General features: G+C 52.7%; 12 protein-coding genes. 8 read left to right on the forward strand and 4 right to left on the reverse strand.

Going from position 1 to position 15,136, the window contains the following annotated elements:
* Positions 1–151 precede the first annotated feature (151 nt).
* The 4 genes from tkt to KNP86_RS05940 all read left to right on the forward strand — a co-directional run bounded on the left by tkt (position 152) and on the right by KNP86_RS05940 (position 6,135).
* Positions 152–2,143 (forward strand): transketolase, encoded by a 1,992-nt coding sequence (gene tkt, locus KNP86_RS05925; RefSeq protein WP_214753204.1) that lies wholly within the window; start codon positions 152–154, stop codon positions 2,141–2,143.
* A 124-nt stretch (positions 2,144–2,267) separates the two neighbouring features.
* Positions 2,268–2,498, forward strand: coding sequence for a YneF family protein (locus KNP86_RS05930; RefSeq protein ID WP_021067584.1), 231 nt, complete (start codon positions 2,268–2,270; stop codon positions 2,496–2,498).
* Positions 2,499–2,627: 129 nt separating this feature from the next.
* On the forward strand, positions 2,628–4,382 hold the full coding sequence (locus tag KNP86_RS05935; RefSeq protein ID WP_034779934.1) for an ABC transporter transmembrane domain-containing protein: 1,755 nt from the start codon (positions 2,628–2,630) through the stop codon (positions 4,380–4,382).
* A complete protein-coding gene (locus KNP86_RS05940) occupies positions 4,372–6,135 on the forward strand; it encodes an ABC transporter ATP-binding protein (RefSeq protein ID WP_034777786.1) in 1,764 nt (587 codons plus the stop codon). Before KNP86_RS05935 ends, KNP86_RS05940 begins: the two co-directional genes overlap by 11 nt.
* 83 nt (positions 6,136–6,218) lie before the next feature.
* Here KNP86_RS05940 and KNP86_RS05945 read toward each other — a convergent pair whose 3' ends face one another.
* Positions 6,219–6,398 carry an aspartyl-phosphate phosphatase Spo0E family protein gene (locus KNP86_RS05945; RefSeq protein WP_034777785.1) on the reverse strand — a complete coding sequence of 60 codons (180 nt, stop codon included), beginning with the start codon at positions 6,396–6,398 and terminating at the stop codon, positions 6,219–6,221.
* A 192-nt stretch (positions 6,399–6,590) separates the two neighbouring features.
* Between KNP86_RS05945 and KNP86_RS05950 the strand changes: the two genes are divergently transcribed.
* On the forward strand, positions 6,591–7,289 hold the full coding sequence (locus KNP86_RS05950; protein ID WP_034777784.1) for a cytochrome c biogenesis CcdA family protein: 699 nt from the start codon (positions 6,591–6,593) through the stop codon (positions 7,287–7,289).
* A 20-nt stretch (positions 7,290–7,309) separates the two neighbouring features.
* The gene (locus tag KNP86_RS05955) at positions 7,310–7,762 is read left to right on the forward strand and encodes a CcdC family protein (protein ID WP_034779932.1); all 453 of its coding nucleotides are present in this window, start codon (positions 7,310–7,312) and stop codon (positions 7,760–7,762) included.
* Between the two features lie 34 nt (positions 7,763–7,796).
* Here the strand turns inward: KNP86_RS05955 and KNP86_RS05960 are convergent, their stop codons facing one another.
* The 3 genes from KNP86_RS05960 to KNP86_RS05970 all read right to left on the reverse strand — a co-directional run bounded on the left by KNP86_RS05960 (position 7,797) and on the right by KNP86_RS05970 (position 10,414).
* On the reverse strand, positions 7,797–9,359 hold the full coding sequence (locus tag KNP86_RS05960) for a solute symporter family protein (RefSeq protein WP_214753206.1): 1,563 nt from the start codon (positions 9,357–9,359) through the stop codon (positions 7,797–7,799).
* A complete protein-coding gene (locus KNP86_RS05965; RefSeq protein WP_214753208.1) occupies positions 9,356–9,688 on the reverse strand; it encodes a DUF485 domain-containing protein in 333 nt (110 codons plus the stop codon). Before KNP86_RS05965 ends, KNP86_RS05960 begins: the two co-directional genes overlap by 4 nt.
* Before the next feature lie 294 nt (positions 9,689–9,982).
* On the reverse strand, positions 9,983–10,414 hold the full coding sequence (locus tag KNP86_RS05970; protein ID WP_034777781.1) for a DUF2621 family protein: 432 nt from the start codon (positions 10,412–10,414) through the stop codon (positions 9,983–9,985).
* A 193-nt stretch (positions 10,415–10,607) separates the two neighbouring features.
* Between KNP86_RS05970 and KNP86_RS05975 the strand changes: the two genes are divergently transcribed.
* Positions 10,608–12,203, forward strand: a complete 1,596-nt coding sequence (locus tag KNP86_RS05975) for a peptide chain release factor 3 (RefSeq protein ID WP_034777779.1) — start codon at positions 10,608–10,610, stop codon at positions 12,201–12,203.
* 194 nt (positions 12,204–12,397) lie between these two features.
* Positions 12,398–15,112, forward strand: coding sequence for an aconitate hydratase AcnA (gene acnA / locus KNP86_RS05980; RefSeq protein ID WP_214753210.1), 2,715 nt, complete (start codon positions 12,398–12,400; stop codon positions 15,110–15,112).
* Positions 15,113–15,136: the final 24 nt, after the last annotated feature.

The raw sequence follows: 15,136 nt of genomic DNA on the forward strand, positions 1-15,136 counted from the left end.
GCGAACGTTGATCAGGGGGACTCATTGATGCGTTTTCAAACGAAAGGAAGTAAACGATTCCATTTAATGTGTTATACTAATTAATTAGTTGTGACACACGAATGAGTGTGCTAAAATATGACGGGTAGAAACTTTGTTAACAACAGAGAGGATGAAATTAGTGGAAACAACTACTAAAGAATTATTAGCGATTAACTCGATTCGGACGCTCTCAATCGATGCGGTCCAAAAAGCGAACTCAGGTCACCCGGGTATGCCGATGGGTGCGGCTCCGATGGCGTTCACACTTTGGACGGACAAAATGCGTCACAACCCGAAAAACCCGAACTGGTTCAACCGTGATCGGTTCGTCCTTTCAGCGGGACACGGTTCGATGCTCTTGTACTCGCTTCTTCACTTATCTGGTTACGATCTCTCAATGGACGATCTCAAATCGTTCCGCCAAATGGATTCGAAAACGCCTGGGCATCCAGAGTACCGTCACACGGCAGGTGTCGACGCGACGACTGGACCGCTCGGACAAGGGATCGCCATGGCTGTCGGGATGGCAATGGCAGAGAAACATTTGGAAGCGACGTACAACCGCGATGAGTTCAAAGTGGTTGACCACTTCACATACGGGATTTGCGGAGACGGTGACTTGATGGAAGGCGTATCGGCAGAAGCTGCTTCGCTCGCTGGTCACTTGAAACTCGGCAAACTCGTCGTCCTTTACGATTCAAATGATATCTCGCTTGACGGCGACCTTCACAAATCGTTCTCGGAAAGCGTTGAAGATCGTTTCAACGCCTACGGTTGGCAAGTGATCCGTGTCGAAGATGGTACGGATATCGATACGATCGCGAAAGCAATCGACGAAGCGAAAGCAGAAACGTCGAAACCGACCCTCATCGAAGTGAAGACGGTTATCGGCTTCGGTTCACCGAACAAGTCAGGCAAATCGGCATCACACGGTGCACCACTCGGCGAAGCTGAAATTGAGCTCACGAAGCAGTTCTACAAGTGGGAAGGCGAGAACTTCTACGTACCGAACGAAGTATACGACTTGTTCAACGATAAAGTCGTTGAGCCAGGCGCGAAGCATGAAGCGGACTGGAACGAACTCGTTGAAGCTTACAAGTCAGCACATCCTGAACTTGGTGCCCAGTTCGAGCGTGCGATGAACAACGAGCTCCCAGAAGGTTGGGACAGCGAATTGCCGACGTTCGAAATCGGTTCGAAAAAAGCGACTCGTCAAACGAGCGGTGAAGTATTGAACGCGATCGCCAAAGCGGTTCCGACTCTCTTCGGAGGCTCGGCTGACCTCGCTGGTTCGAACAACACGATGATCAAAGGCGCTGCGGACTTCGATGAAGATCCAGCCGGCCGCAACATTTGGTTCGGGGTCCGTGAATTCGCGATGGCAGCAGCCGTCAACGGGATGGCGCTCCACGGTGGGGTCCTCCCATACGGCGCGACGTTCTTCGTCTTCTCGGATTACCTTCGCCCGGCAGTTCGACTTGCTGCGCTCATGGGAATCCCATCAACGTTCGTCTTGACACACGATTCGATCGCGGTCGGCGAAGATGGCCCGACGCACGAACCGGTCGAGCACTTGATGAGCTTCCGTGCGATGCCAAACTTGTCTGTTCTCCGTCCAGCTGACGGAAAAGAGACGATCGCGGCTTGGAAGCAAGCAATCACGACGAAAACATCACCATCGCTTCTCGTCTTGACGCGTCAAGCGTTGCCAGAGCTCGTTGGTACGTCGGTTGAAGACGCAGCTAAAGGTGGCTATGTCGTCGCCGGCAACTCAAGCGAGGCAGACGTCCTTCTTCTCGGTACAGGTTCTGAAGTACACGTCCTCGTCGAAGCTCGCGAAGCACTCGCGGCTGAAGGCGTGAACGCGGCTGTCGTCTCGATGCCTTCGTGGGAATTGTTCGAAGCGCAATCGGCAGAGTATAAAGAATCGGTCCTTCCGTCGTCGATTACGAAACGTGTCTCGCTCGAAGCGGGCGCGACGCTCGGTTGGTACAAATACGTCGGTTTCGGCGGAAAAGTACTCGGCATCGACAAGTTCGGCGCCTCTGCTCCTGGGGATCTCCTCATGAAAGAATACGGTATGTCGGTCGACAACGTCGTCGCAGCTGTCAAATCACTTTAATCGCATGTTGTCAGTGGTGGCCCAGAGGTTTTGGGTCACCACTTTTTTTTCAGACGACTAGCGAATTAGCGTAATATAGTGTATAGTAAAAAACGATGTTTCATATGGTAGAGGAGGTTAAGCCTTGAGTACATTATTCTGGATTCTTCTTATCGTGGCAGCACTAATCGGGGGTATTGCGATCGGTTTCTTTATCGCTCGTAAATACATGATGAACTACCTCGAACAGAACCCACCGATCAACGAAGATATGATTCGTACATTGATGATGCAAATGGGTCAAAAGCCGTCACAGAAGAAAGTCAACCAAGTGATGCGCGCCATGAACGTTCAAATGAAGAACGAAAAGAAATAAACTCGATTGACCGAAGCACTTTGCGCCCGCAAAGTGCTTTTTTCATCCAGTTTTTGTTAGACAATCGAACAAACTTTCGCTAATCTAATAGAATAGTCTGAATTCAAGACAACATAGGGGGTGTTTCCAATTCGTGTATTCAAACAACTAGCTTGGTTCTTCAAGCTCGAGTGGCGGACGTATGCGCTCGGCATCGTCTTACTCATGTTCGTCGCGGCGCTCGAACTTATACCGCCGCGCATCATCGGACGAATCGTCGATGAAATCAACCGGGGAACGCTTGGAACAGATTTATTATGGATGTTGCTCGGCGGGCTCGCGGCCGTCGGGATCGGGAACTATGTGGCCCGTTTCTTCTGGCGATACTTCATCTTCGGGGCTTCGATTCGCCTCGGTCGGATGTTGCGGAGTCAGCTCTATCGTCATTTCACCGATTTAGATCAACGGTTTTATAAGAAGTCGCGGGTCGGGGATTTGATGGCCCATGCGACAAACGATGTCCAAGCCGTCTCGACGACGGCGGGTGCGGGGATTTTGACACTCGTCGATAGCATCACCATGGGAACGTTCGTCATCATCACGATGGTGACGACCATCAGTTGGAAGTTGACGGTCGTGGCATTGTTGCCGCTGCCAATCATGGTCGCGTTGACGACGCGATACGGCAAACTCTTACATAATCGGTTCGGGGTCGCCCAAGCGGCGTTCTCTGAACTGAACGATAAAGTCCAAGAGAGCGTCAGCGGTGTCCGGGTGTTGAAGTCGACCGGGGAAGTCGGCCGCGACGTTGACTCGTTCGAGAAGCTATCCGACGAAGTCATGGCGAAAAACGTACGTGTCGCGAAAATCGACGCCTTGTACGACCCGACCATCTTTGGAATCGTCGGCCTCTCGTATATCTTGTCGATCGGTTATGGGGCGTATTTGATTGAACAAGGAGAGCTGACCATCGGACAGATCGTTAGTTTCACCGCCTATCTCGGATTGCTCACATGGCCGATGCTCGCGTTCGGCTGGCTGTTCAATATCGTCGAACGAGGGCGGGCGTCTTACGACCGGATCGAGCGGATGCTCGCCGTCAAACCTGAGATTCAGGATGACCCGATGGCGGCGACGAAACTCGCCCATTCGGAGATTGAAGCGGATATTCGTGCGTTCCGCTATGACGAGACGCCCGTCCTGCAAGACGTCACATTCCGCCTCGAACGCGGACGGACGCTCGGACTCGTCGGCCGTACCGGTTCTGGTAAGACGACGATTGTACGCTTGTTGACACGAGAGTATGACGTACATGATGGGACGATCAAAATCGGTGGTGTCAACATTCGCCAAGTGAAAAAATCACTTCTGCTCGATAAAGTCGCCGTCGTCCCGCAAGATCATTTCTTGTTCAGCGATTCGATTGCGAACAATATCGCATTCGGCAAACCGGAAGCGAAACTCGACGAAATCATGGAGGCGGCCAAAATCGCCGAGGTTCATGATGACATCATGCGGCTGCCGGAAGGATACGCCACGCTCGTCGGGGAACGGGGTGTGACGTTGTCGGGTGGTCAGAAGCAACGGATTTCAATCGCACGTGCCCTCATGATTGAGGCGGACGTGTTGATCCTCGACGATGCCCTCTCGGCTGTCGATGCGAAGACGGAGGAGGCGATCATCGAGCATTTCCGGACCGGGAACCCTGACCAGTCCCGCTTGATTGTGGCGCATCGACTGTCCGCGGTCGAGCACGCTGATGAGATTCTCGTCCTTGAGGACGGTCGAATCATCCAACGCGGGCGTCATCAGGACTTGATTCGCGAGCCCGGTTGGTACAAAGACACGTACGATCGCCAACAACTCGAGGCGATTGTCGAAGGAGGTGGCCACCATGAAGCATGACGTTCAGGAATGGGCGGTCATCAAACGCCTGTTGGCCTACACGAACCGCTACGCACGTCCGCTCGGACTCGCTTTTGTGTTCTTGCTGCTCGCCACCGGCGCAAAACTCGCAGGACCGTTCTTAATCAAAGTGTTCATCGATGAGTTCGTGACGCCTGGCGTCTATCCGACAAACTGGGTCGTCACCTTGCTCGTCGTCTATCTCGTCCTCCATATCTCGGCGATCATCTTCGACTACTTGCAGTCAATTTCGTTCCAAAAGATTGCCTTGAAGATCGTGCAAAACATCCGGATGGATATCTTCCGACATGTGATGGGGATGCGGCTCGCCTACTTTGACCGGACTCCGGCGGGAGTGCTTGTCTCTCGAATCACGAACGACACCGAGGCCGTCAAGGAACTGTATGTCGGGGTAATGAGCACGTTTGTACAGTCAGCGGTTCAATTGGTCGGGACGTACGTGTTCCTTTATATCCTCGAACCGACGCTCGCGACGATGGGGCTCGTCCTTGTTCCGCTGTTCTGGCTCATCATCTGGGCGTATCGCCGCTATTCGACAAAATATTTTGCCCAAGTGCGTGACTTGTTGTCACAACTGAACGGGCAATTGAATGAATCGATCAACGGGATGGGAATCGTTCAACAGTTTCGTCAAGAAGAGCGGCTCGTCCGCCAGTTCGAAGAAACGAACGAGGCCCATCAAGAGGCACGCTATCGAAACTTGAAGCTCGACAGCATGTTGCTGCGACCAATCATCGAGCTGTTGCTCGCCTTCTCCATCATTGGACTGCTCGGCTATTACGGCGTCTTGTCGACGACCGAGCAAGTGCAGGTCGGGGTCGTCTATGCCTTCATCAGCTACATCGAGCGCATCTTCCGTCCGGTGCTCGACATCATGCAACGCTTGAGCGAGTTTCAACAGGCGGTCGTCTCGGCGGACCGTGTCTTCAAAATCTTGGACACGGATGAACCGGCTCCAGGAAAGAGTCTTGCCGGTCCTGCCGAAATCGGCTCCGGGGAAGTCCGGTTCGAGAACGTCACGTTCAGTTACGATGGGGAAGTCGATGTATTGAAACAGATATCATTCGTCGCCAAACCAGGCGAGACGGTCGCCCTCGTCGGTCACACGGGTAGCGGAAAGAGTTCGATCATCAACCTGTTGACCCGGTTCTATCCGTATCAATCAGGCCAAATCACGATCGACGGGTATCCGATTGAGCAGTTCGAGGAAGCCGAGCTCCGAGCCAAAGTCGGGCTTGTGCTCCAAGATCCATTTTTGTTCACAGGGACGATCGAGGATAACTTGAAACTGTTCAATCCGACGATCGACTCGGACAAAGTCCGGGAAGCGGCCGAGTTCGTGCAAGCTCATACGTTCGTCGAGAAGCTTGAGGCCGGTTACGGACATACGGTCGGTGAGCGCGGCGCGACATTCTCGAGCGGAGAACGGCAACTGCTCGCCTTCGCCCGGACGGTCGCCCGTGACCCGAAGATTTTGATTTTAGATGAGGCGACGAGTTCGATTGACACCGAGACCGAGGAGCGTGTCCAGCTCGCCCTCGATCGGATGAGACGGGGACGGACGACGATTGCCATCGCTCACCGTCTGTCGACGATTCAAGATGCCGACTTGATTCTCGTCCTTCATCGGGGTGAGATCGTCGAACGAGGTAACCATCAGGCGCTTTTAAAACAGGATGGGCTGTACAAAAAGATGTACGAACTTCAATCTGGTCAACGTCTGATGTCATAAATTACAAAAAAGACACCGTCAAGGTGTCTTTTTTCCATGGAAAAAGCCCGCCACTTCAAAGAAGGACGGGCCGTTTGGTTCGATTAATTTATGTGGTCTGAAGCGTGTATGGCTAGGACGTGACGTGTAATCAGCTTGTCCAATTCTTGGCTGACATGAATCACTTCTGGAGACGTCCAACTGTGCTGCGAGGCGATTTCATACAGTTCATCGCGTTTCTGTTCAATGGCATAATGTAAGTTTTCAGCTGTGATGACCGCCACGGTGTTTCCCCCATCATTTTAAGATCGATACTGACTAATAAGAATATCCAAATCTTAGCATCTAACACTACCGTTTACAAGTTTCATTTCCATTTCAAAGATTACAACTTCAATCATGTAAGGTGCTCGGAAAAAGATGCGAGCATTTTGAAAAGGTTTTCGCTATAATGGGGCTGAAAGGTGGAAGATCGCATGGAAGTCACACTTTGGCTCGCATTTGGGGCGGGCGTCTTATCATTTTTATCACCGTGCACGCTACCGTTGTATCCAGTCTTTTTATCGTATATCACTGGGGTCTCAGTCTCTGATTTAAAGAGCGAGGGACTGCGACAACGCACGGCCTGGTTTCACACGTTCTCATTCTTGATTGGTTTCTCGATCGTCTTCCTCGTGCTCGGTCTGTCGACCTCGCTCATTGCCGACGTGTTCATTCAATATAAGGATAGTTTGCGCATGTTCGGTGCCATCCTCATCTTCGTATTCGGCGTCTTTTTGGCGGGACTTTGGCAACCTAGTTTCATGATGCGTGAGAAAAAGCTCGCTTTAGGGGAGCGTAAAAGCGGCTACTTTGGAACGGCATTGATCGGAATTGGATTCGCGGCGGGTTGGACCCCGTGTACTGGACCGATTCTTGCCGGTGTCATCGCGCTCGCGGCCTCGAACCCGAGTCAAGGGATGGGCTATATGTTGGCGTACGTCATCGGCTTCGCCATCCCATTCCTCATCATGGCGAGCTTTGTCGGGAAAATCAAATACTTGGCGCGCAACAGTGCCAAGGTGGCAAAATTCGGAGGTTATTTGATGATGGCCTTCGGCGTCGTATTATATTTTGATGGCATGAATCGCTTCGCTGCTTGGATGAGCGAATTAGTAGGATTCACCGGATTTTAAAAGGGGTTGACCGAATGTCGATATTTTGGGGATCGACCCTCGTCGCACTAATGATGGGCCTGATTGCGAGCTTCGTTCGCGTCAAAGCATCAGCACGTCCGACGAATGCTAAAAAGATCTTGATTCCGCCCTTGGCGATGTCGACCGGGATGTTGCAATTTCTCGTCCCGGCGTTTCGATTGACTTGGCTCGAGGTCGGAGAAGCTTTAATCGTCGGATTGATTTTCAGTGTATTTCTCATCAAGACATCGAACTTCGAGAAACGTGATGGTGAGGTGTACTTATCCCGTTCGAAAGCGTTTTTTATCGTCGTCTTCGTCTTATTGGCGATTCGGACGGTCATGAAGGCGTTTCTCGGAGACGAAGTCAATATTTTCGCGACGGGCGGACTGTTCTATTTGATTGCCTGGGGCATGATCGTCCCATGGCGCATCGCCATGTACCAAAAATATAAACAAATCGCTTCAACATGAACGGCGTCCCTCGCGAGGGACGCCGTTTTGTCGATTATGAAGATTTTTTCGTCATGGCAGCTTCCGTCTCGGCATCGATCCCGGTGTTCGCTTTGACGAGGATGCGTTCGAAGTTTCCGGCGACTTCGTCCGACTTCGTCACGTACGTCCCGACGATGGCGGCGAGGAAGCCGAGCGGGATCGAGACGATTCCCGGGTTCGTGAGCGGGAATAACGCCTCACCGATAAAGATTGCCGAGCCATCCGGTGCCCACACGTTCGGGCTGATGGCGACGAGGAAGAGGGACGAGAATAATCCGACGACCATGCCGAACACGGCTCCGCCCGTATTGAACCGTCTCCAATAAATCGTGAACAAAATGACCGGCAAGTTCGCGCTGGCAGCGACAGCGAATGCGAGAGAGACGAGAAATGCGACGTTCATCGATTGGGCGAAGAAGGCGAGTCCCATCGAGACGAGTGCGACCGCGATTGAAGCGATCCGGGCCGCTGTGACTTGTTCTTTCTCGGTCGCTTCGCCCTTCCGGATGATATGACCATAGAAGTCGTGGGCGAACGCCGAGGCCGCCGATAGGACGAGTCCTGCGACGACGGCAAGGATTGTGGCGAAGGCGATGGCGGCCACGAAAGCGAACAATAAGTCACCGCCGAGCACTTGGGCGAGGAGCGGCGCGGCCATGTTCCCGGCCGGGTTGGCGGCGACGATGGCGTCCGATCCGACGAACGCGGCGGCCCCAAATCCGAGGAAGATCGTCAGTATGTAGAACGCACCGATGACCCATGTCGCATAGACGACGGATTGTCGTGCCGTCGGTGCATCCTTGACCGTGAAGAAGCGGATAAGAATGTGCGGTAGACCGGCCGTCCCGAGGACGAGTGCCAAATTGAGTGAAATCGTATCGAGCGGGAGCTTGAACTTGTTGCCAGGGTTCAAGAAGTTCTCCCCGAGCGGTGTCGCCTTACTGACCTCGGAAAACATGGTGAAGACGGAGAAGTCAAAGCGGGCGAACACGAGGAATGAAATGATGGCGGTCCCGATCATCAACAAGACGGCTTTTGTGATCTGTACCCATGATGTCGCGGTCATCCCCCCGAAAACGACATAGACGGTCATTAAGATTCCGACGACGATGACGCTCGTCGTGTAGGGGATCCCGAGCAACAGTTCGATTAGTGCCCCGGCGCCGACGAGTTGGGCGATCATATAAAAGATGGAGATGACGATGGCATTCATGGCGGCAACCCCACGCACGCGCGGCTTGTTGAAGCGTGCCGCAATCATATCGGCCATCGTATACTTCCCGAGGTTACGGAGCGGCTCGGCGACCAAATAAAGGACGACGAGGTAGGCAACGAGGAAACCGATCGAGTAAAAGAACCCATCGAACCCGGCGAGAGCAATCATCCCGGCAATCCCGAGGAATGAAGCGGCCGACATATAATCACCAGCGATGGCCAGACCATTTTGGAATCCGGTCAAACCACCGTCTGCCGTGTAAAAGTCGCTTGCTGTCTTTGTCTTTCGGGCGGCGAAAAATGTGATGACGAGCGTGAGTCCAACAATCGCGACGAATAGAAGAATAGCTGTCCAGTTCATCGTCCATCCTCCTCTTGTTTGATGGCTGCGACGAGCTCGTCGAAGCGGCGGGCCCGCCGGCTATACATGACACAGAACGTCCAGGTCATGAAGAATTGAGCGAAGGCGAGCACCCAGGCCCAAGTGATCTGACCGGCGACAGCGATGTTCAAGAACGTGAAGTAGCTCGTGGAGATTGGTAACGTAAAATAAAAGATGAGTGAGAAGATGATGGATGGAACAATGAACCGGTTCTTTTCTTGCATCAACTTGTGGAATGACGGGCTCTCGACGATTGTTTCGGCGGAGCGAGTGGTGTCAGTTCGCGTGACGTGCGTGACATCATGCATCGGAAAACCTCCTTTTGGAATCAAGATACGTACATTATAGAAATGTAAATAAAGGAAAAGCTATCCATTTTTTATTGCTAAAACCCATGCATGTTATACTAATATTGGTCATACCACTTTATTGTAAGCGTTTTCAATATTGTCTATATTATGAACGGTATTTAAGAATAATTAATCCGGCGAAAAAAGGTACTTTGGACCTAGTAGTCGTATGGCACAATTTCCGTTTCGTATAACTTAGTTGAACTGTTTAAAAAAAAAAGATGCCAAGCCCAAGGCCGGCATCTCGTTTCATCATTGTTGGAAATAATGTTGATACATTTTCCAGTCGATTTGTTCTTCTTCAAGCGCCTTTTTTAAAAATTTATGGTCCCGTTTCGGTGTCGCGGCGATATAGCCTTTGACGACGAGCTCGGTCGTCATTTCACGGGCCCGCGTCTCGAGAGCGAACTGTCCGATTTTGCCCGCAATCTTTCGGATGGCGACGTCGCGGAACAGCTCCGGTACCGGTGTGACGAGACGATCAAGCAATGTACGCGTCTCCGGTGTCCATAAGTGGCGTGTCTTGTCGATGTAATCATCCTCGATGTCGAGGAGTGAGCGCCCGTCTTCTTTCGGCATTCGTTTTAAAAATTTGCGGAACATGAAGTAGCCGCCGATCGACATCAACCCGATCATCACGAATCCCCAGAAGACAATGAAATACATCACCAAGTTTTCTGGCATCGTCTTTCCCCCGTTCTGTCATTTCACGATCATTCAAGCTAAGTATACAAAAAAGGGGCGCGATACAAAAGCTACAGCTATCCGTTCCTTACTATAAAGATGGACGAAACGCGCGGGCTTCGTTAGAATAGATAGCGTTGCAATGAGCAAGAGCCAGTGTAAATCGTAATGTTCAGAAAGGAAAGAGCCATACATGAACCAATTAAAACAAGAAGTTGAGAAGCGGCGTATTTTCGGCATCATCTCGCACCCGGATGCCGGTAAGACGACGCTCACCGAGAAATTGCTCCTTCACGGGGGAGCCATCCGTGAAGCGGGGACGGTCAAAGCCCGTAAAAACTCTAAACACGCCAAATCTGACTGGATGGAGATCGAGAAACAACGTGGAATCTCGGTCACGTCATCGGTCATGCAGTTCGTCTATCAAGACAAGGTCGTCTCGATCATGGACACACCAGGACACAACGATTTCGGGGAAGACACGTATCGCGTCTTGACGTCGGTCGACAGTGCCGTCATGGTCATCGATGCGGCCAAAGGGATTGAGACGCAGACGAAGAAATTGTTCCAAGTCTGTCGGATGCGCGGGATTCCGATTTTCACGTTCATGAACAAGCTTGACCGCCAAGCGAAAGATCCGCTCGAGCTCATGGAAGAACTTGAAGAAGTGCTCGGCATGCCTTCGGTCGCCGTGACTTGGCCGATCGGGAGCGGAATGCAGTTCGAAGGGGTATACGATCGCTTAAAAAACGAAGTGCACTTGTTCCGTGGTGACAAAGCGACGCTCACGTTGAACGAAGATGGGGTCAATGATCCAATCCTCGCCGATCACTTGACGGAAGAGAACTTGACGAACCTTCGAGATGAAATCGATCTTCTCGACGGTGCCGGCAATGAAATCGACGTCGATGCGATCCAGCACGGGAAATTGACGCCGGTCTTCTTCGGGACGGCGCTCGTCGACTTCGGGGTGACGTCATTCTTGAATCACTACCTTGATATGTCACCGGCGCCTGAGGCACGTAAGTCGAACGTCGGTCCAATCGACCCGACGTCAGAGGACTTCAGCGGCTTCGTCTTCAAGATTCAAGCGAACATGAACCCGGCCCACCGCGACCGCATCGCTTTCGTTCGCATCTGTTCGGGCGTCTTTGAGCGCGGCATGGATGTCACGCTCACACGGACGGGCAAAAAGATCAAGTTGAGCCAGTCGACACAGCTCATGGCCAACGACCGGGAGACGGTCGACAAGGCGTTCGCTGGAGACGTGATCGGGATTTATGATTCGGGCACGTATCAAATCGGTGATACGATCACGACATCGAAACAAAAAATCGCGTTCGAGGCGTTGCCGACGTTCCCACCGGAACTCTTTATGCGCGTCTCGCCGGTCAACTCGCTCAAGTCGAAACATTTCCACAAAGGTGTCGAGCAGCTCGCCCAAGAGGGAGCGATCCAAGTGTACCGTAACGAGTACAACGAGATTTATCTCGGTGCGGTCGGTCAACTCCAATTCGAAGTGTTCGAGTATCGCTTGAACAACGAGTACGGCGTCGACATCCGCATGGAGCCGGTCTCGTACAGCGTCGCCCGTTGGGTGAAGGACAAGGAATTAAAGGCGCTCAAGCCGTTCCAAGACTCACGCAACATGCTCGTGACAGACCGCTGGGAGCGTCCCGTGTTCTTGTTCGCCAACGAGTTCACGTTCGATCGCTTCAAAGAACGCTATGAAGACGAGCTCACGCTCGTCGACGCTCTCGACGTCAACGTCGAGATTGGCGCAGAATAATGGATGGACGGCTCTTCAAAGGGCCGTCCTTTTTTTGTTTCAGTGACTTGGTTGATTTTGATAAGTTTTACTTATGACTAATTTGTGACGGAATGTATTTTACGTCACGCTATAGTTGTATTATGATAAACATGTGATAAGTAAGCGATTACGGCACATGCCGAAGTCGCCGCTTTCAAAAAGGGGGATATCGTATGGAACAGACGAACGTATTAGACGCTTTCAAATCTCGGACGCAGTTCGAGGTCAATGGCAAAGCGTACGATTATTACCGGCTCAAAAAGCTTGAAGAAGAAGGGGTGACGGAACTTAGTCGACTTCCGTACTCGATTCGTGTGTTGCTCGAATCTGTACTTCGCCAGCAGGATGGCCGCGCCATCACGAAAGAACATGTCGAGAACTTGGCTAAATGGGGTACTGCCGAAGTCTCGAAAGACATCGATGTTCCGTTCAAACCGGCTCGCGTCGTCCTTCAGGACTTCACGGGTGTACCGACGGTCGTTGACCTCGCTTCACTTCGTAAAGCGATGGCCGACCTCGGCGGAGACCCGAACAAGATTAACCCGGAAATCCCGGTCGACCTCGTCGTCGACCACTCGGTCCAAGTCGATGCGTACGGTTTCGCCGGCGCACTCATGAAAAACATGGACATCGAGTTCGAGCGTAACGAAGAGCGCTACAAGTTCTTACGTTGGGCCCAGACGGCATTCGACAACTATCGTGCCGTCCCGCCAGCAACAGGGATCGTCCACCAAGTCAACTTGGAATACTTGGCTTCGGTCGTGCTCGAAAAGAATGATGGGACGGGCAATGTCGCCTATCCGGACTCGCTCGTCGGAACGGACTCGCACACGACGATGATCAACGGACTCGGTGTCCTCGGCTGGGGTGTCGGTGGAATCGAAGCAGAAGCGAGCATGCTCGGACAACCGTCTTACTTCCCGGTACCAGACGTCGTCGGCGTCAAAATCATCGGTGAAGTCAACCCGGGTGTCACAGCGACAGACGTCGCGCTCGTCGTCACAGAGATGCTCCGTAACGAGAAAGTCGTCGGCAAGTTCGTCGAGTTCTTCGGACCGTCGCTTCACACGATGCCGCTCTCGGACCGGGCAACGATCGCCAACATGGCACCTGAATATGGTGCGACATGTGGCTTCTTCCCAGTCGATACAGAGACGCTCAACTACATGCGCACGACAGGTCGCCCAGAAGAATTGATCGACCTTGTCGAAGCCTACTCGAAAGCGAACGACTTGTTCTATACGCCAGACCAGGCTGACCCGTCGTTCACGAAAACGCTCACGCTCGACCTGTCGAAAGTAGAGCCGTCGCTCGCTGGACCGAAACGTCCACAAGACCGGATCAACTTGTCAGACCTTCAGACGGCGTTCGTCGACAGCGTGACAGCACCAGCCGGACACAGCGGTTTCGGTCTTGAAAAAGCCGAGCTTGAGAAGACGGCAGCTGTCAACTACACGGACGGCGGTGTCGACATGCGTACAGGTGACGTGGCAATCGCAGCGATCACAAGTTGTACGAACACGTCGAACCCATACGTCATGGTCGGAGCAGGACTTGTCGCGAAGAAAGCCGTCGAACGTGGTCTCACGGTTCCGAAATTCGTGAAGACGTCGCTCGCACCAGGCTCGAAAGTCGTTACCGATTACCTCGATAAAGCCGGTCTCACGCCGTATCTCGACCAACTCGGTTTCAACACCGTCGGTTACGGATGTACGACTTGTATCGGAAACTCGGGTCCACTCGACCGCGAAGTCGAAGAAGCGATCACATCGAACGATTTGCTCGTCTCGTCGGTCCTCTCGGGGAACCGTAACTTCGAAGGCCGTGTCCACCCGCTCGTGAAAGCGAACTTCTTGGCGTCACCGCCACTCGTCGTCGCGTACGCGCTCGCCGGATCGGTCAACTTCGACATCATGAACGAGTCGTTCGGAACGGACAAAGATGGCAACGATGTCTTCTTCAAAGACATCTGGCCATCAAATGATGAAATCAAGATGGTCGTTCAAGACGTCGTCTCACCGGAAGCGTTCCGTAAAGAGTACGACACGGTGTTCACAGGAAACGAGCGTTGGAACGCCCTCGACGTGCCAGAAGGCAACTTGTATGACTTCTCGGACGATTCAACGTATATCCAAAACCCGCCATTCTTCGAAAACCTCGAGCCGGAAGCGGGCGTCGTCCATGCGTTGAACGGACTCCGCGTCATCGGGAAGTTTGCTGATTCGGTCACGACCGACCACATCTCACCAGCCGGAGCATTCTCGAAAACGACACCAGCAGGCCAATACCTTCAATCAAAAGGTGTCGCACCGCTCGACTTCAACTCGTACGGCTCACGCCGCGGAAACCACGAAGTCATGATGCGCGGTACGTTCGCGAACATCCGTATCCGTAACCAAGTCGCACCAGGCACTGAAGGCGGCTTCACGACGTACTGGCCGACTGGCGAAATCATGCCGATGTACGATGCGGCCATGAAGTATAAAGAGCAGGGCACAGGCCTCGTCGTTTTCGCTGGGAACGACTACGGAATGGGCTCGTCACGTGACTGGGCAGCCAAAGGAACGAACTTGCTCGGCATCCGTGCCGTCATCGCGCAAAGCTTCGAACGGATTCACCGCTCGAACCTCGTCATGATGGGCGTCTTGCCGCTCCAGTTCATGGACGGAGAGTCAGCGGACTCACTCGGACTCACAGGCGAAGAGGCGATCGACATCCAAGTCGACGAATCGGTCCGCCCACGTGATATCCTGAACGTCAAAGCGACTCATGAGAACGGTACGGTGACTGAATTCAAAGTCGTCGCCCGCTTCGATTCTGAAGTCGAGATCGATTACTACCGTCACGGTGGAATCTTGCAGATGGTCCTCCGTAACAAATTGAAATAAGCCAACTGACCTTCCTTTGAAAAA

It is taken from the genome of Exiguobacterium sp. s16 (assembly GCF_018618115.1).
Taxonomy (GTDB): Bacteria; Bacillota; Bacilli; order Exiguobacteriales; family Exiguobacteriaceae; genus Exiguobacterium; species Exiguobacterium mexicanum_A.

Coding starts and splice junctions, on each gene's coding strand:
- tkt (WP_214753204.1), top strand. CDS start 152: ATGAAATTAGTGGAAACAACTACTAAAGAATTATTAGCGATTAACTCG.
- KNP86_RS05940 (WP_034777786.1), top strand. CDS start 4,372: ATGAAGCATGACGTTCAGGAATGGGCGGTCATCAAACGCCTGTTGGCC.
- acnA (WP_214753210.1), top strand. CDS start 12,398: ATGGAACAGACGAACGTATTAGACGCTTTCAAATCTCGGACGCAGTTC.
- KNP86_RS05960 (WP_214753206.1), bottom strand. CDS start 9,359: ATGAACTGGACAGCTATTCTTCTATTCGTCGCGATTGTTGGACTCACG.
- KNP86_RS05970 (WP_034777781.1), bottom strand. CDS start 10,414: ATGCCAGAAAACTTGGTGATGTATTTCATTGTCTTCTGGGGATTCGTG.
- KNP86_RS05965 (WP_214753208.1), bottom strand. CDS start 9,688: ATGCATGATGTCACGCACGTCACGCGAACTGACACCACTCGCTCCGCC.
- KNP86_RS05975 (WP_034777779.1), top strand. CDS start 10,608: ATGAACCAATTAAAACAAGAAGTTGAGAAGCGGCGTATTTTCGGCATC.
- KNP86_RS05950 (WP_034777784.1), top strand. CDS start 6,591: ATGGAAGTCACACTTTGGCTCGCATTTGGGGCGGGCGTCTTATCATTT.